The sequence below is a fragment of the Mycolicibacterium sp. lyk4-40-TYG-92 genome (genome assembly GCF_030209435.1).
Taxonomy (GTDB): domain Bacteria; phylum Actinomycetota; class Actinomycetes; order Mycobacteriales; family Mycobacteriaceae; genus Mycobacterium.
Map to the genome: position 1 here is coordinate 53,901 of NZ_JARVRX010000007.1, position 22,237 is coordinate 76,137.

General features: G+C 67.1%; 19 protein-coding genes. 6 read left to right on the plus strand and 13 right to left on the minus strand.

Annotated elements, in window-relative coordinates; all coding sequences use genetic code 11:
- From QRN63_RS12555 to QRN63_RS12585, 7 genes are all read right to left on the minus strand, one after another.
- Positions 1-2,844 (minus strand): DEAD/DEAH box helicase, encoded by a 2,844-nt coding sequence (locus QRN63_RS12555; protein WP_285031043.1) that lies wholly within the window; start codon positions 2,842-2,844, stop codon positions 1-3.
- Positions 2,828-3,775: a twin-arginine translocase subunit TatC gene (tatC, locus tag QRN63_RS12560; protein WP_267316844.1), complete on the minus strand. Its 948-nt coding sequence runs from the start codon at positions 3,773-3,775 to the stop codon at positions 2,828-2,830. The genes QRN63_RS12555 and tatC overlap by 17 nt, the downstream gene beginning before the upstream one ends.
- 61 nt (positions 3,776-3,836) lie before the next feature.
- Entirely contained in the window at positions 3,837-4,091 is a 255-nt protein-coding gene (gene tatA / locus QRN63_RS12565) for a Sec-independent protein translocase subunit TatA (RefSeq protein WP_267316843.1), read from the minus strand.
- Positions 4,092-4,122: 31 nt separating this feature from the next.
- On the minus strand, positions 4,123-5,103 hold the full coding sequence (locus tag QRN63_RS12570; RefSeq protein ID WP_285031044.1) for a helix-turn-helix transcriptional regulator: 981 nt from the start codon (positions 5,101-5,103) through the stop codon (positions 4,123-4,125).
- 66 nt (positions 5,104-5,169) lie between these two features.
- Positions 5,170-6,165: a helix-turn-helix transcriptional regulator gene (locus tag QRN63_RS12575; RefSeq protein ID WP_267316841.1), complete on the minus strand. Its 996-nt coding sequence runs from the start codon at positions 6,163-6,165 to the stop codon at positions 5,170-5,172.
- A gap of 69 nt (positions 6,166-6,234) precedes the next feature.
- Positions 6,235-7,593: a Pup--protein ligase gene (pafA, locus tag QRN63_RS12580; RefSeq protein WP_267316840.1), complete on the minus strand. Its 1,359-nt coding sequence runs from the start codon at positions 7,591-7,593 to the stop codon at positions 6,235-6,237.
- A 53-nt stretch (positions 7,594-7,646) separates the two neighbouring features.
- Positions 7,647-8,210 carry a TetR/AcrR family transcriptional regulator gene (locus QRN63_RS12585; RefSeq protein ID WP_267316839.1) on the minus strand — a complete coding sequence of 188 codons (564 nt, stop codon included), beginning with the start codon at positions 8,208-8,210 and terminating at the stop codon, positions 7,647-7,649.
- Positions 8,211-8,323: 113 nt separating this feature from the next.
- On the opposite strand from QRN63_RS12585, the gene QRN63_RS12590 reads away from it, so the two are divergent.
- Complete coding sequence (locus QRN63_RS12590) at positions 8,324-9,163, plus strand: alpha/beta hydrolase (RefSeq protein ID WP_285031045.1); 840 nt, start codon at positions 8,324-8,326, stop codon at positions 9,161-9,163.
- A 79-nt stretch (positions 9,164-9,242) separates the two neighbouring features.
- Here the strand turns inward: QRN63_RS12590 and QRN63_RS12595 are convergent, their stop codons facing one another.
- Entirely contained in the window at positions 9,243-9,449 is a 207-nt protein-coding gene (locus QRN63_RS12595; RefSeq protein ID WP_285031046.1) for a hypothetical protein, read from the minus strand.
- A gap of 174 nt (positions 9,450-9,623) precedes the next feature.
- Between QRN63_RS12595 and QRN63_RS12600 the strand changes: the two genes are divergently transcribed.
- Positions 9,624-10,310 (plus strand): cupin domain-containing protein, encoded by a 687-nt coding sequence (locus QRN63_RS12600; protein WP_267317960.1) that lies wholly within the window; start codon positions 9,624-9,626, stop codon positions 10,308-10,310.
- A gap of 12 nt (positions 10,311-10,322) precedes the next feature.
- Here the strand turns inward: QRN63_RS12600 and QRN63_RS12605 are convergent, their stop codons facing one another.
- The 4 genes from QRN63_RS12605 to QRN63_RS12615 form a co-directional block, all read right to left on the minus strand.
- Complete coding sequence (locus QRN63_RS12605) at positions 10,323-10,592, minus strand: metal-sensitive transcriptional regulator (protein ID WP_267316836.1); 270 nt, start codon at positions 10,590-10,592, stop codon at positions 10,323-10,325.
- A gap of 54 nt (positions 10,593-10,646) precedes the next feature.
- Positions 10,647-11,828, minus strand: a complete 1,182-nt coding sequence (locus QRN63_RS12610; protein ID WP_285031047.1) for an NAD(P)/FAD-dependent oxidoreductase — start codon at positions 11,826-11,828, stop codon at positions 10,647-10,649.
- Between the two features lie 4 nt (positions 11,829-11,832).
- Positions 11,833-11,988 (minus strand): DUF8730 family Cys-rich protein, encoded by a 156-nt coding sequence (locus QRN63_RS29725; protein ID WP_502888123.1) that lies wholly within the window; start codon positions 11,986-11,988, stop codon positions 11,833-11,835.
- A 237-nt stretch (positions 11,989-12,225) separates the two neighbouring features.
- Positions 12,226-13,761, minus strand: coding sequence for a PucR family transcriptional regulator (locus QRN63_RS12615; protein ID WP_285031363.1), 1,536 nt, complete (start codon positions 13,759-13,761; stop codon positions 12,226-12,228).
- 146 nt (positions 13,762-13,907) lie between these two features.
- On the opposite strand from QRN63_RS12615, the gene QRN63_RS12620 reads away from it, so the two are divergent.
- The 4 genes from QRN63_RS12620 (at position 13,908) to QRN63_RS12635 (ending at position 19,735) form a co-directional block, all read left to right on the plus strand.
- Positions 13,908-15,338, plus strand: a complete 1,431-nt coding sequence (locus QRN63_RS12620; protein ID WP_285031048.1) for a gamma-aminobutyraldehyde dehydrogenase — start codon at positions 13,908-13,910, stop codon at positions 15,336-15,338.
- Positions 15,339-15,402: 64 nt separating this feature from the next.
- On the plus strand, positions 15,403-17,346 hold the full coding sequence (locus QRN63_RS12625; RefSeq protein WP_285031049.1) for a primary-amine oxidase: 1,944 nt from the start codon (positions 15,403-15,405) through the stop codon (positions 17,344-17,346).
- A gap of 3 nt (positions 17,347-17,349) precedes the next feature.
- Positions 17,350-18,201, plus strand: a complete 852-nt coding sequence (locus QRN63_RS12630; RefSeq protein ID WP_285031051.1) for a universal stress protein — start codon at positions 17,350-17,352, stop codon at positions 18,199-18,201.
- Positions 18,194-19,735 carry an APC family permease gene (locus QRN63_RS12635; RefSeq protein WP_285031052.1) on the plus strand — a complete coding sequence of 514 codons (1,542 nt, stop codon included), beginning with the start codon at positions 18,194-18,196 and terminating at the stop codon, positions 19,733-19,735. The genes QRN63_RS12630 and QRN63_RS12635 overlap by 8 nt, the downstream gene beginning before the upstream one ends.
- 406 nt (positions 19,736-20,141) lie before the next feature.
- Here QRN63_RS12635 and QRN63_RS12640 read toward each other — a convergent pair whose 3' ends face one another.
- Positions 20,142-22,163: a fatty acid desaturase gene (locus QRN63_RS12640; protein WP_285031053.1), complete on the minus strand. Its 2,022-nt coding sequence runs from the start codon at positions 22,161-22,163 to the stop codon at positions 20,142-20,144.
- Positions 22,164-22,237 lie beyond the last annotated feature (74 nt).

Consider the following 22,237-nt stretch of genomic DNA (forward strand, 5'->3'; position numbering starts at 1 on the left):
TCACATGGAGTCGATGGCGACGACGCCGCGACGCACGGCACCGATGGCCCGCTTGGCCGTGACCCGCAGCTGCGGCGACGGCGCGGCGAGCCGCACCTGGTCCAGCAGGTCCAGCACCTGACGACACCACCGCACGAAATCACCTGCGGGCAGTGCATTTCCGTTGCCGTTGTCGGACATCAGCAGCGCCGCGGTCAGGTCGCCGTAGGTCGCCCAGCTGTACATCGCCGCGGCGAACCCGGCGTCGGGCTCCCTGCTGAACGGCAGCCGGTGCCGGCGCTCGTCGCCTCGGATGTCGGTCCACAGGCTGCGGGTCTTCGCCAGCGCCCGGCGCACCTCGTCGGTGACCTGTTCCGAGCCCGGCGGCACCGACGGGCCGTCGCCGCGCGATTCGAACAGCACCGCCGATACGACCGCAGCCAACTCGGCGGGGTTCAAGGCGTCCCAGACCCCGCCGCGCAGGCACTCGGCGACCAGAAGGTCGCTCTCGCTGTAGATGCGGGCCAGGAGCCTGCCGTCGTCGGTGACGACAATTGGACTCCCGTCGTCGGTGACGACAATTGGACTCCCGTCGTCGGTCACCGCCGGCTCACCTTCGGCGCCTTCGATGAAGCCCCGCTCGCTGAGCAGCGACACGATGCGGTCGAAGGTGCGGGCCAGGGAGTTGGTGGCCGCGGCGACCTTCTGCTCGGTCTGGTCGTTGTCACGCTCGATACGCAGGTAGCGCTCCGCGGCACGCACTCTGGCTTCGCGGTCGGGCAGTTGATGCGCGGGGTGACGGCGCATCTGCTCACGCAGCCTGGCCAGGTCCGGGTCGATGTCCGGTGTCGCCTCACTTGCGCCGCGGCTGCGTCGCACCGACGGCACATCGAGCGCCTCGGCGGCCGACAGCAGCGCCGACGCCAGGTCGCGGCGTACCTTCGGCTGCCGGTGCTCCACCCGCTTGGGCAGCGACATGCTGCCCAGATGCCGCGACGTCCCGGCGTAGTCGGCAGCGGAAATCCTTCCCGCCCAACGATGTTCGGTCAGCACCAACGGCCTGGGGTCATCGGCGTCGAATGCCGGCTCCAGCACCACGGCCAGTCCGCTGCGACGGCCCAGGCCGATGGCGATGACGTCGCCACGCTTGAGCGCGGCCAGCGCGTCGTTGATGCCCTTGCGCCGCGTCAGGCGGCCGGCCCGGGACTGTGCCCGCTCACGTTCGGTGATGCTCGCCCGCAGCCGGGCGTACTCGAGCACGGAGTTCCAATCGTCGCCCTGTTCGGCTGCAATCTCGGCGAGCATCCGCTCGCCGCGCTTGATGCCGCGCACCAGCCCGGTGACCGACCGGTCCGCCTGGTACTGCGCGAACGACTGCTCGATCAGTCGGTGTGCCGCGGCCGGTGTCATGTGCTGCACCAGGTTGATCGTCATGTTGTACGACGGCGCGAAGGAACTGCGCAGCGGGAACGTTCGGGTCGACGCCAGGCCGGCGACCTGGGCCGGATCGGCCATCTCGTCGGTGGCGTGCCACAGGACGACGGCGTGGCCCTCGACGTCGATGCCGCGGCGCCCGGCGCGGCCGGTCAGCTGCGTGTACTCCCCCGGCGTCAACGGGGCGTGCTGCTCACCGTTGTACTTGACGAGCCGTTCCAGCACCACGGTGCGGGCCGGCATGTTGATGCCCAAAGCCAGTGTCTCGGTAGCGAACACGGCCTTGACCAGTCCGGCGGTGAACAGCTCCTCGACGGTGTGCCGGAACACCGGCAGCAGCCCGGCGTGGTGCGCGGCCAGGCCGCGCAGCAGGCCCTCGCGCCACTCGTGATAGTCCAGCACCGCCAGATCGGACTCGGCCAGATCAGCGCAGCGCCGGTCGACGACCTCGGCGATCCGGTCCCGCTCGGTCTTGTTGGTCAGCCGCACCGCGGACCGCAGGCACTGCTTGACCGCGGCGTCGCACCCAGCGCGGGAGAACACGAATGTGATGGCCGGCAGCAGCCCGGCCTGGTCCAGCGTGCCGATGACGTCGGGCCGGCTGGGCGGCCGGTACATGGCGGGCCGGCCCCGATGGCCATCACGGCCACGTCCCCGGGGCTGCCAGTCCATCAGACGATCCGCCTCGCGGCGATGCGCGATGTGCCGCAACAACTCCGGGTCGACGCGCGCCTTGCTCTTGCCTGGCGCCGCGCCCTTGGACAGGTCGAACAGATCGAAGAGCCGCTTGCCCACCAGCATGTGCTGCCACAGCGGCACCGGGCGGTGTTCGTCGACGACGACGGTCGTGTCACCACGGACCGTCTGGATCCAGCCGCCGAACTCCTCGGCGTTGCTGACCGTCGCCGACAAGCTGACCAGCCGGACCTCGTCGGGCAGGTGCAGGATCACTTCTTCCCACACGGCGCCGCGCATGCGGTCGGCCAGGAAGTGGACCTCGTCCATGACGACATAGGCGAGGCCGTGCAGCGCGTGCGAGTCGGCGTAGAGCATGTTGCGCAGCACTTCGGTGGTCATCACCACGATGTCGGCGTCACCGTTGATCGCCTGGTCACCCGTGAGCAGGCCGATGCGTTCGGGGCCGTAGCGCGCCACCAGATCGTTGTGCTTCTGGTTGCTCAGCGCCTTGATCGGGGTGGTGTAGAAACACTTCCGCCCGGCAGCGAGCGCCAGATGCACCGCGAATTCGCCGACGACGGTCTTGCCGGCACCGGTCGGGGCGCAGACCAGAACGCCGCGACCGTTCTCGAGCGCCACGCAGGCCTTGATCTGGAAGTCGTCCAGTGTGAACGACAAGCCGGCGGCGAAGTCACGCAGTTGCGGCCCCGGTTCGACCGGGGTCACATCCTGCGGCTCAGGTGGCGTCGTCATCGATGGTCAGCCGGGTCGGCGTCGGCACGGCAGATGGCGCATCGATGGGTTCGACCGGCCCGATCGGGGCGGCCTCGTCGTCGGGAATGGCCTCGGCCTCGCGCCGGGCCTTGCGCCGGTCGTGGATCCGCGCCACCTGGATCGACATCTCCAGCAGCACGGTCAGCGCCAGTGACAGCGCCAGCATCGAGAACGGGTCCGAGCCGGGCGTCACGAACGCGGCGAACACGAACAGGCCGAAGATCAGCCCGCGGCGCCAGGCCTTGAGCTTCTCGTAGGTGAGCACCCCGACCAGGTTCAGCATGATGATCAGCAGCGGGAACTCGAAGCTGATGCCGAACACGATCAGCAGGTTGATCAGGAAGCCGAAGTACTGCTCACCGGATAGTGCGGTGATCTGCACATCGCTGCCGACGGTCAGCAGGAACGACAGGGCCGTCGACAGCACGACGTACGCCATGACCGCACCCGAGACGAACAGCAGCGCGCCGACGCCGACGAACAGCGACGCGAACCGGCGTTCCTTCTTGTAGAGGCCAGGGGTGATGAACGCCCAGATCTGGTAGAGCCACACCGGGCAGGCCAGGATGACGCCCGCCGCCATGCCGACCTTCAACCGCAGCATGAACTGGTCGAACGGCGCCGTCGCGAGCAGCCGGCAGGCGCCGTCCGGCGCGATCGACGCACGTGACGAGGCGGGCAGCGAACAGTACGGGCCGCGCAGCCAGTCACCGAGGCTCGGGAATCCGAAGAAACTGTGCTCGTACCAGAAGAAACCGACGACCGTGGTCAACAGGATCGCGGCGACCGCGATCAGCAACCGTGTCCGGAGCTCCTCGAGGTGATCGACGAGCGACATGGTGCCGTCAGGGTTGACCCGCGACCGTCGGCGGCGCGGGTCTAGCTTTCGGAAGATTCCAGTTACTGGCACGTGAGTGTGAAATAGGCCGACCGCCGCGTGCGCTGGGCCCGCGGCGGGATCACGGCAAAGGTCAGGCCGGGTGCTTGTCCGCGGCGTCCGGCGCCGGCTGCGGTGCGGGTGCCGGGTTCTCGACGCGCTCAGCAGTGATCGGACGCGGCGCGGCCGACTGCTCGGAACCGTCCGACTGCATTTCCTTCAACTCGGACTTGAAGATGCGCATCGACTTACCGAGCGAACGCGCGGCGTCCGGCAGCTTCTTCGCGCCGAAGAGCAGCACGAACACCGCGATGACGATCAACCAGTGCCACGGTTGCAAACCGCCCAATTTGGGTCACCTCCAGAAGTTGAGGCCGAGTCTACTCGCCACGTTCGGGTTCATACGCCGCCAGCGCCGCTACCGCGGACTCCCGCACCCGGTCGGCGAGCGCCGGCGGGTCCAGGACCCGGACCGCCGATCCGAAACCGAGGACGAAGCGCGCCATCCAGGCGTCCGACGCGTAGGTCATGGTGGCTTCCCAGCTGCCGTCGGGAATCTCCCGCTGCACCGCCAGTGGGTAGTAGTCGAACATCCACGCCGCGGACGCGTCGATCAGCAGCGTCGCCACCGGAAGCGTCGGGTCCGCGGTCTCCGCGGAGAACAGCGACGTGTCCGGTCCGGCCTGCACCGCGGGCGCCGGCGGTGCGGCCGGTTCGTCCAGGGCGGTGGCGTCGACGACGCGGTCGAAGCGGAACAACCGCACCCCCTCGGCGGTGCGGCACCACGCCTCCAGGTAGCTGTGGTCCCCGATCAGGGCCACCCGGATCGGGTCGACGACGCGCTGCGAGACAGTGTCATGTGACGCGGAGTAGTACTCGAGGGACAACGCCCGCTTGTCCCGGACCGCGGCCCGCACCGTCGCGGTCGCCTTGTTCTCGACGTCGCCGGTGACATCCGGGGCCGGCACCGATGCCGCGGTCGCACCGGCCGTGCCGGCAGCCTCCTCGATCTTGGCGATCACGCTGCGCGCCACGTCGGGATCCACCACGCCGGGTACGTCGACCAGCGCGCGCAGAGCCATCAGCACCCCGGTGGCCTCCGGTGAGGTGAGTCGCAGCGCGCGGTCCATCCCCGCCGAGAAGATCACCTCGATGGTGTCGCCCTCGAAGTCGAGGTCGATCAGCTCCCCGGGACCGCCGCCCGGCAGTCCGCAGACGAACAGCTGCCAGAGGTCGGCTTCCAACTGCTTTCGCGTCACGCCGAGATCGGCGGCGGCCTTGGTGTGGCTGACCCTCGGATTGGCCTGGAAATACGGGACCATGTTCAACAGGCGCACGAGGCGGGTGGACACGTTGCTCATGCGCGATCCGCCTGCGCTACTCGCTCGTTGCTCATGCGCGATCCGCCTGCGCTACTCGCTCGTTGCTCACTTGTGAAGCCTCTCCCCCGCCTGCGCCCGCAACCGACCGATCACGTTGTCCCGCAGAGATTTCGGCTCCAGAACCACGGCGTCGGCGCCGTAGCCGGCGATCTCCCGGGCCAGCCGGTCGACCATACCGATGTCGATGACGATCTCGTCGCCGGCGCGTCCACCGCGCGCGCTGGGTGAGGTGCTGACGGCCTGCCGGCGCAGCGCCGTCGCCCGCCCCTCGGCCACCCAGACGTGCGCCTGTTCGCCGGCCGGCCACTCTGCGACCGCGCGGTGCACGATGTCCCGCAGGTTGACGCCTTCGGGCCGGGTGACCGCATGGTCGGGCCCCACGGCGCGCACGCCGCCGGCGATGCGTGACACCCGGAACGTGCGCGCGTCGTTGCGGTCCCGGTCGTGACCGACGACGTACCACCGGCCGCGGTAGGTGACCACACCCCAGGGCTCCAGGGTCCGGTCGACGTAGGGCGAGCTCCGGTTGGGGCGGTGCGCGAACTGCACAGCGCGGCCGGAGTCGATGGCGGACAACAGGATTCCGAGAGCCTCCTCGGAACCGCGCAGCCCCTGCGTGGTGCCGGTGGTGATCGCGACGCCCGTGTCGGGCGCGTCGACATCCACGCCCGCCGCCCGCAGCTTGAGCAGTGCGCTCTGCGTGGCGGTGACCATCTCCTGCGACTCCCACAGCTGGGTGGCGATCGCGACGACGGCCCGTTCGTCGCCGGTCAGCTCGACCGGTGGCAGCTCGTAGGCGGTGCGATTGATGCGGTACCCGTCGTTGACGTCCATCATCGAGGCGCGTCCGGTCTCCAGCGGGATGCCGAGGTCACGCAGCTCGTTCTTGTCGCGCTCGAACATCCGGGAGAACGCCTCGTCGGTCGGCGGGTCCTGGTAGCCGGTGACGTTGGCCCGGATCTGCTCCGCCGACAGGTAGCTACGGGTGGACAGGAGCGCAATGACGAGGTTCATCAACCGCTCAACCTTGGACGTCGTCACGCCCAACAGACTAAGTGGTTGCTGTGGACTGCGAGCTGACCGCCGCGCCTACATGCGCGGCGGTACCGCTCACATACTGGCGATCAGCCGGTTCACCCGCTCGTCGACCGACCGGAACGGGTCCTTGCAGAGCACCGTGCGCTGCGCCTGGTCATTGAGCTTGAGGTGCACCCAGTCGACGGTGAAGTCACGCCCGGCTTCCTGTGCGGCGGTGATGAACTCGCCGCGCAGCTTGGCCCGGGTGGTCTGCGGCGGGGTGTTGACCGCCGCATCGATCTCCTCGTCGGTGGTGATCCGGGCGGCCAAACCCTTGCGCTGCAGCAGATCGAACACGCCGCGGCCGCGCTTGATGTCGTGGTACGCCAGATCCAGCTGCGCGATCTTGGGGTCGGACAGCTCCATGCTGTAGCGATCCTGGTAGCGCTGGAACAACTTCCGCTTGATCACCCAGTCGATCTCGGTGTCGACCTTGGCGAAGTCCTGGCTCTCGACGGCGTCGAGCTGGCGGCCCCACAGGTCGACGACCTGCTCGAGCTGCACGCTGGGCTCACGCGTCTGCAGGTAATCCACGGCACGCGAATGGTATTCACGCTGAATGTCCAGAGCCGAGGCCTGCCGTCCGCCGGCCAGCCGCACGGCGCGCCGTCCGGTCAGGTCGTGGCTGACCTCGCGGATCGCCCGAATCGGGTTGTCCAGCGAGAAGTCCCGGAACGGGACACCGGCCTCGATCATCTCCAGCACCAGCGAAGCGCTGCCCACCTTGAGCATGGTGGTGGACTCGCACATGTTGGAGTCGCCGACGATGACGTGCAGCCGGCGGTACTTCTCTGCGTCGGCGTGCGGCTCGTCGCGGGTGTTGATGATGGGGCGGGATCGCGTGGTCGCGCTGGAGACGCCTTCCCAGATGTGCTCGGCGCGCTGGCTCAGACAGAACGTCGCGGCCTTCGGGGTCTGCAGCACCTTGCCCGCACCGCAGATCAACTGGCGGGTCACCAGGAACGGCAGCAGCACGTCGGAGATCCGGGAGAACTCGCCGGCGCGCACGATCAGGTAGTTCTCGTGGCAGCCGTAGGAGTTGCCCGCCGAGTCGGTGTTGTTCTTGAACAGATAGATGTCGCCGCCGATGCCCTCGTCGGCGAGCCGCTGTTCGGCATCGACCAGCAGGTCTTCGAGGACGCGCTCACCGGCGCGATCGTGGGTGACCAGCTGTGCGAGGTTGTCGCATTCGGCGGTGGCGTACTCGGGGTGGCTGCCCACATCGAGGTACAGACGTGCGCCGTTTCGCAAGAAGACGTTGGAACTGCGGCCCCACGACACCACTCGCCGGAACAGATACCGCGCTACCTCGTCAGGGCTGAGCCGGCGGTGACCGTGAAAAGTGCAGGTCACGCCAAACTCGGTCTCGATTCCCATGATCCGTCGCTGCACATAATCGAGCTTACGGGTTGGGAATGGGTATTAGGTGGGCAACAGGCCGGGCATCACCGACAGATACCGGCGGCCTGCCGGGCGGCGCGGACGAAGGCGGTCTTGGTCGAGTCGATTCCGTCGAGATATCCGCCGACCAGCGCGGCGTCCCGCAGCAGCACGAGCGATGCCGCGACCTGCTCAGGGTTGTCGCGTCCGCCGGCCGCTGCCTGCAATGCACCGCGAAACCACTTGCGGTGCCCGGCGATGAGTTGCCGTACCGGGCTGTCCGGCGCAGGGTACTCGGCGGCGGCGTTGATGAACGGGCAACCGCGGGTGTGGTACCTCGCGATGTCTTCGGCGATGCCGTCGATCACCAGCTCCAGCATGTCGGTGTCCGGGCCGGCGGCCGCAGCGGCGTCGCGGAAGTAGCCGCGGATGGTCTCGTCCTCGAGCCCGAGGTACGCCTCGACGAGGCCTTCCTTGCCCTTGAAGTGGCGGTACATCGTGGCGCGCGTGACGCCCGCTTCGGCGAGTATCCGGTCGACGCCCACGGCATGGATTCCTTCGCGATAGAACAGCTCCGCGGCGGCGCGGAGCAGGCGTTCGCGGGGTCCGGACACCGCGGCAGGGGTCATGTCGCCACGGTACTCCGCGGGGCAGAACGTTCTTTCTGGTTGCGGGAACAGATCGGCGCAGCCGTCGGTTACAGCAAGCAGAACGACCGTTCTTTCTACTTTAGGAGACCGCAATGTCCACCATCACCGCCCGCGAACAGGCCGAAATCGACCGCGCGAACGCCGCCACCGCGCAGCCCGTCGTGTTCGTGCACGGCCTGTGGTTGCTGCCGAACAGCTGGAACGACTGGCGCACATATTTCGAGGAACAGGGCTTCGTCACGCTGGCACCGGGATGGCCGGATGATCCGGCGACCACCGCCGAGGCCCGCCGCGACCCGTCGGTCTTTGCACACAAGAGCGTCGGCCAAATCACCGCGCACTACGCCGACGTGATCCGCGCACTCGATCGCAAGCCCATCGTCATCGGGCACTCCTTCGGCGGGCTGATCACGCAGAAATTGGCAGGCCTCGGTCTGGCCGAAGTGGCGGTCGCGATCGATCCCGCGCCGTTCCGCGGCGTGCTGCCGCTGCCGGTGTCGGCCCTGCGCGCCGCTTTCCCGGTGCTCGGCAACCCGCTCAACCGCGGACGCGCGATCGCGTTGACCCCCAAGCAATTCCGCTTCGGCTTCGCCAACGCGGTCTCCGAGGACGAGGCGAACCGGCTGTATGACGCGTACTCCGTCGCCGGCGCGGGTGTGCCGCTGTTCCAGGCCGCGCTGGCCAACTTCAATCCGCGCACCGAGGCCAAGGTCGACACCAAGAACCCCGACCGCGGACCGCTGCTGATCATCTCCGGCGAGAAGGACAACACCGTTCCCCCGGCGATCGCCAACGCGTCCTACAAGCAGTACAAGAAGAACCCGAACATCACAGAGATCGTCGAAATCCCCGGTCGCGGCCACTCGCTGGTCATCGACGGCGGCTGGAAGGAGGTCGCCGACACCGCCCTCGATTTCGTCCGCCGGTTCTGATTCCACCCCAACGCGCTCCGTCCGCCGCACACCAGGTGTGCGGCGGACGGAGCGTATGCGCGGGGAAGCAGCAGCTCGATCAGAACGACGTGTCCAGTCCGCCCGCACTCTGATTGGCCTCGTCGTGGTTGGAGAAGTGCTCGCCCAACACGTACGACGAATGCGGATCCGTTCCACTGGGGATCAGCGGGTCGGTGTCGGCACTGGCGATCGGCGCCAGCAGAAGGGCGCCGGCGATGCCGGCGGCGGCCATTGCGGGGGCGATGAACTTGATCGGGTTCTTCATGATCGGCGGCTTTCTGTCGAAGGGCTCGTCCGCTTTCCGGACTGCATTCATCGTGGGACGCGGGCAGCTGAAAGTCGCTACCGCAGGCACCCGTTCCGTATTGCAGCTAGCCGGAAGACGCAGTTGGGTGCCAGCGACGACGACAACGCGCCGGGCGCCGACGAATCTGTCCGCATGATGATCAATCGACGGACGATGCTCGGCGGAGCGGGCGCAGTCGGGGTTGCGGCGATTGCCGGCGCCGGTGCCGACCGCGCATTCTCATCCCCCTTGCCCCGCAACAACACTCAGGACGCAACCATGACCGACAACGCCGCCCGGTTCGGCAACCCCCGCATCCCGGCCGAACTGAACACGGCGCAGCCGCACATGTTCCACCTCGGCGCCCTGGCGCCCACGCAGTTCGACGGCGGCACGCTGCGCCAGGCCTACGAAGGCAATTGGCCGATCCTGACCGGGCAGGAGGCCAGCGTGGTGATGGTCACCCTGGAGCCCGGAGGCATCCGCGAACCGCACTGGCACCCGAGCGCCTGGGAGATCAACGTCATCACCGGCGGCGTGGCGACCTGGACCCTGCTCGACCCGTTGGGGCACGCCGAGCAGTTCGAGGCCAACGTCGGCGACGTGGTGTTCGCGCCGCAGGGCTCACTGCACTACTTCGAGAACAAGGGCACCCAGAATCTGAGCCTGCTGATCGTGTTCAACGCCAGCACGCAGGAGGGCGAGGACGACATCGGTATCGGCGCATCCATCAGCAAGCTGCCGCCCGACGTGCTCAGCGTCGTGTTCGGTGTTCCCGCAGAGACTTTCACCAAGTTCAAGAAGATCGACCAGTCGCTGACAATCATCAAACGGCGCTGAACCGGGCCAGGCTCAGGCCAGTGACAGGAACAGCTTCTCCAACTCGGCTTCCGTCATCGGGGCGCGGCCCTCCTCGGCGTTCCCGGCCAGGCATTCCCGCAGCCCGGTGGCGACGATCTTGAACCCGGCCCGATCGAGCGCTTTGGACACCGCAGCGAGCTGCGTGACGACGTCCTTGCACTCCCGGCCCTGCTCGATCATCGAGATGACGCCAGCCAGCTGGCCCTGAGCTCGACGCAACCGGGCCAGGACAGCGGCTACGGCCTCTTCATCACCGACCATGTCGCACCTACCTTTCGTTGGTTCGCGGCCCGGTCCGCTATACCCCTCAGGGTATCAGCGGCCGGCCGGGACGGCAGCACGCTCCCACAGCGCCCGCCACTCGTTCTCTTCCGCCTGCTTGTCGCGGTGGAGCAGTTCGGACGGCTCGGTCAGATGGATCGCCGGATGCGGCAGCGCAAAGAAGTCCCCCTTGCCCTGGGCCGAGACGCGGCCGCCGACGTCGATGTAGCAGTAGCCCTCGCCCGACAGCTCGACACCGTCGCCGACCCGCCCGAGGTAGTGCAATGCGTTGCGGGCCGCGGCCTTCGCCCCGTTCTTGGCGAAGATCGCCGCCTTGGGCACCGTCCGCCCGGACTCCGCGTTGAGCGCGGCCGCGTCACCGATGGCGAAGATGCCCGGGTACCCGGTGCCCATATCGGTGTCGACGGCGATCCAACCCGCGCCGTCGATCGTCACGGCCGGCTCGTGCGGCGGGACGAACACCAGGAGATCGAACTCGGCGACGGCGCCATCGGCGAAGTGGATCACCTTCCGCTCGGCGTCGATGCGCTCGACGGCGTGCTCGCCATGGAAACCAATGTCGTTGACACCCAGCATGTCCACCAGTTCCGGCCCGGCGTACGGCCCCGCCGCCGGCATCGGCTGCTTTTCCGGGGTGTACACCGCGATATCGGTTGATTCCCGATGACCGTTGTCCCGCAACAGATCCGCGGCCAGCAGTGCGCCCTCGTAAGGCGCGACGGGACAGCGGTACGGCAGCGAGGTGACCAGGAAGACGAGCTTGCCACCGGAGAACTGCTGCAACGCGGCATGCGCGGCGGCGGCCGCCTCGGCGCTGTAGTAATGCACAGCAGACCCGGCATCGACGGCAGCACGCAGGCCGGGCACCTTGTCGATGACGTTGCGGGCACCGGTGGCGATGATGAGCGCGTCGAACTCGATCTCGTCGCCGTCGGCCAGTGTGACGACGCGCGCCGCATGGTCGATGCCGGCGACTGTCCCGGTGACGGTGTTGACGCCACGCAGGGCGGAAACCGTGGGCTCGATGGGTACGCTGCCCTCCTCGCGCCAACCGCGCAGCACCCAGGGCAGGGTGAAGCCGAGGAAGTGTGAAAAGTCCTCGTCGACGATGGTCAGCTCGAGATCATCGAGGGCCACACCGGATTCGGCGAGTTCCTTGACGACGGACAGTCCGCCGATACCGGCGCCGAGGATGACGAGTTTCTTGTCTTTCACGTTCCTACCTCCAGAACTTCATGCGAGACGGTCGATCGGATTTGGCGTGCCCGTCACACCACTGGCCGGCGGGCACCGTGGCCTTGACGGCGTCCACGTGCATTCCGCAGCCCGACCAGGTGGTCTTGCCGCACTGCGAACAACGCTTGGCCTGGCACATGATTCACTCCCTTCAGTGGCCGCGGCGAAAGTCGATCCGGCGAGCCATGTTGCAATCCTTGGCCATTCGATCCGATCAGGCTCTCCGCCCGGCCCATACCCTTCCTTCATAGCATGCCCCCTGGGGTATGTGCCAACGAACTTGCCCGGCATCTCACAACCACCGTTTATACGGTAGGGGGTAAGGTAATGAAGCCGTCGGTCGCGGCGCTCCTCGGCCGGTGGTTTGGTGGGCTGATCAGTTGCCCGGCGTCCGCGCCAAGATCGCCAGCAGCAGCTCGGCGCGGACTCGGGCGATCGCCAGATCGCAACCCAGCAGCGCCTCGGCGGTCTCGATGCGCTTGCGCATGGTGTGCCGGTGCACGCCGACGGCCGCGGCGGCGGATTCCCAGTGGCCGTTGGCTTCCAGGTATGCGCGCAGCGACGTGAGCAATCCCGTGCCGAACTCGGCGTCGTGGTCGAGGACCGGAGTCAGGACGGCCGCGCCGAGCGCCACCAGCACGTCCCGGCTCTCGCCGAACGCCAGCAGCGCGCTGCCCGCCAGCGCGGAGAATTCGAGCGGTGGCCGCCCGCATTCCGCGACGGAGGCCGCAAGCCGGGCGTTGTCGACGGCCTCGGCCAGTTTGGTCAGTGGCTGAATTCCGCTGAGGCCCAAGCGGATGGTCCGGCGCAACGACGCATCGATGCGGGCCACCAGCGCGGCGGCAACCTCGTCGGCCTCCGCTCCCGGCAACAGCACGGCCAGCCAGTTGTCGGCGCCGTGGACGAAAGCGGGCTGGCCTGCCTGGTCGAGCTGATCGTGGATCGCCGCGCTCACCTTCTTGAGCAGGTTCGCGGTGTCGGCCTCGGCGTTCGTGTCCGAATCCGCCTGGACGACCAGTACCCGGATCCGGCCCCGGTGGTCGGCGGCCTGAGACAGTTGCGCCCAGGCCGGCTCCAAGTTGACCTCGCCGGTCAGGATGAGGCCCAGCGCCTGCTCGTTGAGGCGCTGCTGCGCCTCCTTCAAGCGCACCGGTTTCTCGAAATCCAGCGCGAGCAGCGAGTTTGCGTGGCCCAATAGCACCTGGTCGACCGGGCTCAGTGCCGTTTCGCTGACCACGCCGAGCACGCCGTGCGAGCGGCCGCCGACGCGGATGGACTGCTGCGCGACGGTGACGCCTTCGGCCAGTACAGCGACGGCCGACGCGGCGCCGGGCTCGATGGCGTCGCGCACGAGGTTGACGGTGGTGACGTTGAGATTGCGCGGGTGCGACGCGATCACGGTGCCGGCGGGGTCCAGCACCACCACACTCGCCCGCAGCGCCCGGCCCAGTTCGGCGGCGACCTCTTGCGGGCCACCGCTGACGACAGCCCGGGTGATCCGTGGCTGTGCCCGGGACGCCCGCAGCACCGCGTCGTACTGAAGCGCCGCGATGCGCGAACTGACCCGCTGCACGACCGCCGCGAACGGCGTCCGCAACGGAATCTCCAGCAGCGGGAGCCCCAGTTCCTCGGCGGCAGACACCAGTTCTTCGGGCACTTCATCGAAGGTGAGCCCGCTACCGAATCCAACTCCGGCGACGCCACTTTCGTGGAGGCGTCGGAGGTAGTTCCGCCGGTCCGCGGAACCCGGGGGCAGACCGATCCCGGTGGTCAGCACCAGCTCACCCCCGGACAGCCATTTGGCCGGGTCAGCCAACTCGGTGGTCAGGACCAGATTGATCTCGCTACCGACGCCGCGGGCACCGCCGCGCAGCCGGATCCGCAGATCAGCTTGGTCCAGCACCCATCGCACCGGAACCGTCACCGGCATGAATGTACAGAATGTCGAAAAAGTCCGCCGAAAATCCCCAGATTGTCCGATGCTGAGGGGTGTGTCCTGGCGCACACTAAGGCCGCCAGAGACGTACGACCTTCCCAGCAAGAGAGCGACGGTACGAGATGCCCGACGGACTTCTACAGAACTACATCGACGGACAGTTCGTCGATTCGTCGTCGTCGGAAACCATCGACCTGACCAGCCCGGTGGACGGCACCGTGGTCGGCCAGGCACCGGTATCCAACCGCGCCGATGTGGACGCCGCGGTCGCCGCCGCCGAACGGGCATTCCTGACCTGGGGCAAGACCACACCCAGCGTGCGGCAACAGGCACTCCTGAAGCTCGCCGACGCCATCGAGGCACACAGCGACGAGATCGTCGAGGCGCAGTGCCGCAACACCGGTCAGCTCAAGGCAATGATCGCCGCCGAGGAAGTCGCGGTGAGCGCCGACCAGGTGCGCTTCTTCGCCGGGGCGGCCCGCATGGTCGAAGGCTTGTCCGCCGGTGAGTACCTGGAGGGCTTCACCTCCTACGTGCGGCGCGAACCCATCGGCGTCGTCGGTCAGGTGACCCCGTGGAACTACCCGTTCATGATGGCGATCTGGAAGATCTGCCCGGCCCTGGCCACCGGCAACACCATCGTCCTCAAGCCCAGCGACACCACCCCCGAAAGCACGCTGGTGCTGGCCCGGATCAGCAAGGGCATCCTGCCCGACGGCGTGTTCAACGTCGTGCTCGGCACCGGCGCCACCGGCGCCGAATTGGTCGACCATCCGGCGCTCGGCCTGGTGTCCATCACGGGGTCGGTGCGCGCCGGTATTGCCGTGGCGTCCGCCGCCGCCCAGCAGCTCAAGCGCAGCCACCTGGAACTGGGCGGCAAGGCCCCCGCTGTGGTGTTCGGCGACGTCGACATCACCAAGGCCGCAACCGGCATCGCCCAGGCCGCGTTCTTCAACGCGGGCCAGGACTGTACCGCGGCCACGCGCGTGATCGTCCACGAGTCGATCCATGACCAGTTCGTCGACGCACTCGTCGAGGCTGCGCAGACCTTGCGGCCCGGACTCCCCGACGATGCCGACGCGTTCTACGGACCGCTCAACAACGTCAACCACTTCACCGCGGTCAGCGAGAAGATCGCCGCACTGCCGGCGCACGCCACCATCGTCACCGGCGGAAAACAACTGGGCGACAAAGGCTTCTACTTCGAGCCGACGATCGTCACCGGGGTACGACAGGACGACGCCATCGTGCAGGACGAGACTTTCGGCCCCATCCTGACGGTGCAGCCGTTCAGCTCCGACGACCAAGCCATCGAACTCGCCAACGGCGTCCGGTACGCCCTCGCCTCGAGCGTGTGGACCAAAGACCACGCGACCGCCGAAAAGTTCAGCCGTGCACTCGATTTCGGTGCCGTGTGGGTGAACTGCCACATTCCGCTGGTAGCGGAGATGCCGCACGGCGGATTCAAGTACTCCGGGTACGGCAAGGACCTGTCGATCTACGGCGTCGAGGACTACACCCGGATCAAGCACGTCATGAGTGCCCACGACTGATCCACCGTCCCACCTCTCGTTTCCCCTCCACCTCGAACCCCACCCTGCCGACAGGAGCCGCACGATGCCCGACACCTTCCACCCTCTCGACCCGCTGACCGCAGCGGAATTCACCAAGGTCGCCGAGATTCTCGCGGCCGCGCACGGCGTCGGCGACGGCTGGCGCTACACCTCTGTCGAGATGGTGGAACCCGCCAAAGCCGAGGTGGCCGCGTTCGACGCGACCGGCGCGGTGCCGGACCGGCGGGCGCTGGCGACGCTGCTCGACACGTCGAACAACCGCACCTACAAGAGCGTGTTGTCGTTGACGGACGGATCGGTGCTGTCGTGGGACCACATCCCCGGCGTGCAGCCCAACTTCACCGTCGACGAGTGGGAAGAGGCCGACGAGGTCCTGCGCAAGAACCCTGAAGTCATTGCAGCCCTGGCGAAACGCGGCATCACCGACATGGACCTGGTGTTCATGGACACCTGGACCTACGGCGACGTCGTGATGCCCGAGAAGTACAAGGACCGCCGCCTGGGCTGGACCGACACGTGGGTGCGGGCCGCTGACGGCGCCAACCCCTACGCCGGCCCGGTCAACGGCTTCCACTGTGTCATCGACATGAACACCATGGAGCTGCTGGAGATCGAGGACACCTTCACCGTCGATCGTCCGGAGATGATGGGAGAATATGTCCCGCAACACATTCCCGAGCGCATCCGCAAAGCGAGCACCCGGGAACCCCTGCAGCCGCTGAACATCACTCAGCCCGAAGGAGTTTCGTTCAGCCTCGAGGGCAACCTGCTGAAGTGGCAGAACTGGTCGCTGCGCGTCGGGTTCAACTACCGCGAGGGCATGACGCTGCACGCCGTGAGCTACAACGACAACGGCAATGTGCGGTCGGTGGCCAACCGGATGTCGTTCGCCGAGATGATGGTCCCCTACCGCGACCACTGCACCGATCATTACCGCCGAACGGCTTTCGACATCGGCGAGTGGGGCATCGGCTTCATGACCACCTCGCTCGAGTTGGGTTGTGACTGTCTCGGCGAGATCCGGTACCTGGACGCCGTGCTGCACAACAGCAAGGGCGAGCCGTACACCATCAAGAACGCGATCTGCATCCACGAAGAAGACAACGCTGTGCTGTGGAAGCACGTCGACCACCACCACGGCGCCGAGGTGCGTCGGATGCGCCGCCTCACGGTGTCGTTCCACGTCACCGTCGCCAACTACGAGTACCTCACGTACTGGCGCTTCTACCAGGACGGCAACATCGAATGTGAGGTCCGCGCAACGGGAATCATGGTGGTGAGCAACTTCCCGGAGGGGCAGGCCCACCCGCACGGCACGCTGGTCGACCACCGCACCTACGCGCCGTACCACCAGCACTTCCTCGTCGCCCGACTCGACCTCGACGTCGACGGCACCGAGAACACGGTGTACGCCACCGAGACCGAGATCGAGCCGATGGGACCGGACAATCCCTACGGGCTGTCGCTGCGCCAGCGCAACACCCCGCTGCGCACCGAGGCCGAGGGCAAGCAGGACATGAACTTCCAGACCCAGCGGGCATGGAAGGTCGTCAACGACAACGTCCGCAACGGCATCGGCACCCCGCCGGCCTACAAGCTGGTGCCCGGCGGCGCCTTCCCGGCCATGTTCGATCCGAACTCCCCGGTCCTGGCACGCTGCCGCGCCATCGAGCACACCGTGTGGGTCACCCCCAACTCCGCCGACGAGCGCTGGCCCGCAGGCGAATTCGTCACGCAGAGCAAGGAAGACACCGGCCTGCCGATGTGGACTGCGGCGAACCGCTCGATCGAGAACACCGACGTGGTGCTGTGGTACGTGTTCGGCATCCACCACATCACCCGCCCGGAAGACTGGCCGATCATGCCGGCGGACACCGTCAGCTTCTGGCTCAAGCCGGTCGGCTTCTTCGACCGCAACCCCTCGATCGACGTGGCGCCGACACCGCCGAAGGCGTGCCACATGTCCTCCAACTGTGAAGAAGGCTGAGCCGTGAGCAATCCACGAATCGCCGTCGCGTATCTCGCGACACCCGGTGGTGACGACGCCGTCGCCGTCGGCGCACAGATCGCCCGCACCCTCGGTGCCGAGATCGATCTGTGCATGGTGCTGCCCAGCGACCGGTCGGCCCTGGCCACCACGCCCGGCGGCATCCTGCAGCGCGAAGCCGAAAGTTGGCTCGCCGCAGCCTCGGCCGGGGTCCCCAGCGACCTCAAGGTGACGACCCACCTGAGCTTCGACGAGTCCAGCACCGCGGGCCTGATCGCGGCGGCAGAAGCAGCCGGGGCCGAGGCCCTGGTGGTCGGCGGCGCCGGCGGCGGCATCGCCGGCTCGCTGTCCCTGGGATCGGTGGTCAACGACCTGGTTCACGCGTCCCCGATTCCGGTGGTCATCGCACCCCGCGGCGCTCGCCTGAAGCACAACGAACGGATCCGCGAAGTCACCTGTGCCGTCGGAACCCGTCCGGGCGCCAAGCTGCTGCTGGACGCCGCGCTACGGCTCTGCCGGGACACCGGGACACCGCTGCGCCTGGCGTCGCTGGTCGCCGTCGACGACGCCGACGACCTGGAACTGGCACAGCAGCACGCGCAGAAGGCCCTCGACCAAGCGAAAGCATTTCTGCCGGCAGATATTCCGGTCACTTCGCGCGTCGCCACCGGCGCGGGCGTCGAGGACGCCGTCAACAAACTCGGCTGGCATGACGGCGACGTGATCATGGTCGGGTCCAGCCGGCTCGCACAACCCCGCCGGCTCTTCCTGGGATCGACCGCGGCCAAGATGCTGCGCGTGCTGCAGGTCCCCATGATCGTGGTTCCGAAAGATGAAGGGGCTGATAATGACTGAACAACTGGCCGATTCCGACCTCGCTCGCGTAGAGCGGGAAGAAGGCCTCGTCGCCAAGGGCCTCGCCGCAGGCAGAATCGGCACCATCACCGGAGCCATCCTCGGTATTTCCACTGTGGCGCCGGGCTACACGCTCACCGCCAGCATCGGTTTGATCGTCGCGGCGGTCGGGCTGAAGATGCCGGCCATCCTGATCGCCGGCTTCATCCCCATGTTCCTGACCGCCTACGCGTACCGCGAACTGAACTCGCGGGCACCCGACTGCGGCGCGTCATTCACCTGGTCCACCAAGGCTTTCGGCCCGTACGTCGGCTGGATGTGCGGCTGGGGCATGGTGATCGCCACGATCATCGTGCTGTCCAATCTCGCCTCGATCGGTGTCCAGTTCGGCTATGAGTTCCTGGGCAAGGTGCTGCACAACGAAAAGCTCGCGACACTCTCGGCCGACCACGTCTGGGTCAACATCGGGTCCACCGTCGCGCTGCTGGCCATCGCCACCTACATCTCGTGCCGCGGCATCACGACCAGCGAGAAGGTGCAGTACGTGCTGGTCGGCTTCCAGATGATCGTGCTCATCACGTTTTCGATCATCGCGATCGTCCGGTCGGGCGGCGTCGAAGGACACCTGAGCTTCGACATCGACTGGTTCGACCCGTTCACCGGATTGACCATGAGTGCCTTCGTGATCGGGCTCATCGGCTCCATCTTCGCGTTCTGGGGCTGGGACACCTGTCTGACCCTCGGCGAGGAATGCAAGGACCCCACCAAGGTGCCCGGCCGCGCCGGATTGCTCTGCGTCCTGTCGATTCTGCTGACGTACCTCCTGGTCGCGGTCGCCGTCATGATGTACGCCGGGATCGGTGACACCGGCCTGGGTCTGGGCAACAAGGACAACGCGGCCAACGTCTTCGGCGCGCTGGCCTATCCGGTCCTCGGCGACTGGGGCGGCCCGTTGCTGCTGCTGGCCGTGTTCGCCTCATCGATCGCCAGCCTGCAGACCACCGTGCTGCCGGCCGCCCGCACCATGCTGGCGATGGGCACCTACGGCGCCTTCCCCAAGCGGTTCGCCAGCGTCAGCCCGCGAACCCTGTCGCCGGTGTACAGCACCGTGGTCGCCGGCGTGGTGACCGCCGCGTTCTACACCATCGTGACGCTGCTGTCCGAGCGCACATTGCTGGATACCATTGCCGCCCTTGGCATCATGATCTGCTGGTACTACGGCATCACGGCATTCGCCTGTGTGTGGTTCTTCCGCAAGGAACTGTTCCTCAACGCGCACAATGTCATCTACAAGCTGGTGTTCCCGCTACTCGGTGGCATCATGCTGCTGTCGGTGTTCGTGAAATCGGTGCTCGTCAGCATGGATCCGACGGCCAGCGGCAGCGGCGCGGAGATCGGCGGCATCGGGCTGGTGTTCTATCTGGGCTTCGGCATCCTGATCTTCGGCGCGGTGCTCATGCTCGGCATGCGCGCCACCCAGCCGGCGTTCTTCCGGGGCGAGACCCTGACGATGGACACACCCCCGCTGCCCTGAGCGGGTTGGACGCGCCCCGTCATGCTTCGGCATGGCGGGGCGCGTCGTCCTGTGTGGGGGATTGTCGTGGACCCGTTGACTCTGCATTCTGGGCGTAAAAGGTCGAGTAACGGTGTACGTGGATACACAGTCAACGCGCCCGGCCCGGATTTCCCTGTTCACCCTGCAACCTGGGCACAAAAGTCGAGGGGAAGCGTGCGTCGGTGCACTCACTCCCGGTGACACCACCCAGACGACTACCTCCCTTCAATCACGATGCGCTGCAAGCCATCATGATTGACGGGAGGTATCTTTCTCGGCGGCTGGCCGTCCCTGGCTTCAATAACCACCGGCAGATCGCCGCCGCGATTGAACTCAGGGACGTCCAGCCCGACTACTTGCGAAGCGCTTGCCCTTGGCAACGCCGTCAAGCGTCGTAGTCGACCGACACTGTCGGGCTGGTCGGGTGGGACTGGCAGGTGAGGATGTAGCCGGCGTCGAGGTCACTGCGCCCGAGGGCGAAGTTCTGGTCCATTTCGACTGTGCCGCTGAGCAATTTGGCCCGGCAGGTGCCGCACGCGCCGCCCATGCAGGAGTAGGGCGCGCTGTTGCCGTTCTGCAGCGCACCTTCCAGAATCGTGTCGCCGGCGGCGAGGTCGACGGTCTGCTGCTGTCCGGACAGCCGGAAGGTGACCGCTGCCGCCTGGTAGTCGCGGGCCGGCGCGTCGGCACGGTCGAAGCCGGTGAACAACTCCAGATGGATCCGCTCCGGGTCGACGCCACCCGCGATCAGTGTCTCGCGTGCACCGATGGACATCGCGGCAGGGCCGCACAGGAACCACTCGTCCACGGTGTCGGGGTGGAGGTCCGTCGTGAGCCATCGGCTCAGTCGTTCCGTATCGATGCGGCCGGACAGCTCCGCGGTGTGCCGGGGCTCGGTCGACAACACGTGGCGGATTTCGAGGCGGTCGGCGTAGCGGGATTCGAGACGTTCGAGTTCCGTGCGGAACATCGTCGATTCCTTGGTGCGGTTGCCGTAGATGAGGGTGAAGCGGCTCTCGGTTTCGAGCTCCATGACGGTCGCCAGGATCGACAGCACCGGCGTGATGCCGCTACCGGCCACCAGGCCCACGTAATGCTTGCGGTGCAACGGATGCAACGCCGAACTGAAGCTGCCGGCCGGGGTCATCACCTCGAGGACGTCACCGGCCTTGAGCTGATTGGCGACAAAGCCCGAGAACGTGCCTCCCGGAATGTGTTTCACCGCGATCCGCAGCTGCGCGCGGGTGGCCGGCGCGCAGATCGAGTAGCTGCGACGCACCCCTGCACCGCCCAGGTCGGTGCGCACCGAGATGTGCTGACCCGGTTCGAAGCGGAACTGATCCTGCAGGGCCTCGGGAACGGCAAACGTCACAAGGGTGCTGTCGGCGGTGATCGGGTCGACGGCGGCCACCGGAATCCGGTGGAACACCGCATGCGGAGAGCTGGAGCGGGCCGGCATCCGCACCGGCAACGCTCGTCCGAGGTTGCCGTTCAACCGCTTCCACTGCCGGAACTCCTCGGAGTTGAGCTCCTGTCCGAACACCGTGGAAATCGCGGCGCCCCGGTCCAGGTACGCCTCTTCGTTGCGACGCCAGGTCTTGGTGTACCGGTAGAACGGCACCGACGGGTGCAGGTGGTGCACCAGGTGATAGTTCTGCGACAACATCAACGGGGTGTAGAGCCACTCCATGCCGACGCGGTTCCGGGTCGCCCGGTAGCGGTCGCTGCGTTGGGTGTCCGCCAAGCCGTGGTGCGGCATCCAGTCGAACCACCACGCCAAGACCACAACCCCGATCCGTTGCGGGATGATGAAGACGACGGCCAGCGTCCAGAAATGGCCCGTCATGATCGCGACGATCAATCCGGTCACCGAAATGGTCACGCACGCCAGGGTTTCGACGACCTCCGCCTTCGGGCGGCTGCGTAGCCGACGAATCAGGTAGTTGCCGTACCACATATCGAGCACAGCCCACCGGAACGGCAGCTGCCACGCCGGCCCGTGGGAGGCGAAGGTGTCCGGATCGTTCTCGTCATCGTTCGAATGCCGATGGTGCTCAATGTGGATGAAGCCGAACGAGGGAAACGAGATGAACGGCTGGACGAACGGCACCGCCAACCGCCCGATCAACCCGTTGACCCAGCGCGTCGAACTGATGGCGTAGTGCACCGCGTCGTGGACGACGGTGAACATCGTGAAGGTCACCACCGCGTTGACCACGATGGGCACCCATGTCGGAGCGGCGCCACCCAGGTAGGCGACGGTAGACGCGACGAAAGCTGCGGCTCCGGCGAGAAACAGCGCGACGGTCGGCCATGCCAACTTCGGCACCTGCTCGCCCGGATCGGGCAACGCCGTTCGCGCGGCGGGTTGGCTGTCCGCCCGATCGGCCACTTCGACTGACGACATTCGGCACTCCGTCTTGTCCGGCAACCCTCGTTGGTTGCATCTGCCGAAAACGCTACGGCCGGGGCCGACGAGAC

Bases quoted from the DNA above. Each gene is read 5' to 3' on its own strand.
- QRN63_RS12625 (WP_285031049.1), top strand. From the start codon at position 15,403: ATGCCCGACACCTTCCACCCTCTCGACCCGCTGACCGCAGCGGAATTC.
- QRN63_RS12635 (WP_285031052.1), top strand. From the start codon at position 18,194: ATGACTGAACAACTGGCCGATTCCGACCTCGCTCGCGTAGAGCGGGAA.
- QRN63_RS12585 (WP_267316839.1), bottom strand. From the start codon at position 8,210: ATGACCCCTGCCGCGGTGTCCGGACCCCGCGAACGCCTGCTCCGCGCC.
- QRN63_RS12620 (WP_285031048.1), top strand. From the start codon at position 13,908: ATGCCCGACGGACTTCTACAGAACTACATCGACGGACAGTTCGTCGAT.
- QRN63_RS12600 (WP_267317960.1), top strand. From the start codon at position 9,624: ATGATGATCAATCGACGGACGATGCTCGGCGGAGCGGGCGCAGTCGGG.
- QRN63_RS12570 (WP_285031044.1), bottom strand. From the start codon at position 5,103: ATGAGCAACGTGTCCACCCGCCTCGTGCGCCTGTTGAACATGGTCCCG.
- QRN63_RS12640 (WP_285031053.1), bottom strand. From the start codon at position 22,163: ATGTCGTCAGTCGAAGTGGCCGATCGGGCGGACAGCCAACCCGCCGCG.
- QRN63_RS12595 (WP_285031046.1), bottom strand. From the start codon at position 9,449: ATGAAGAACCCGATCAAGTTCATCGCCCCCGCAATGGCCGCCGCCGGC.
- QRN63_RS12590 (WP_285031045.1), top strand. From the start codon at position 8,324: ATGTCCACCATCACCGCCCGCGAACAGGCCGAAATCGACCGCGCGAAC.
- QRN63_RS29725 (WP_502888123.1), bottom strand. From the start codon at position 11,988: ATGTGCCAGGCCAAGCGTTGTTCGCAGTGCGGCAAGACCACCTGGTCG.
- QRN63_RS12605 (WP_267316836.1), bottom strand. From the start codon at position 10,592: ATGGTCGGTGATGAAGAGGCCGTAGCCGCTGTCCTGGCCCGGTTGCGT.
- QRN63_RS12555 (WP_285031043.1), bottom strand. From the start codon at position 2,844: ATGACGACGCCACCTGAGCCGCAGGATGTGACCCCGGTCGAACCGGGG.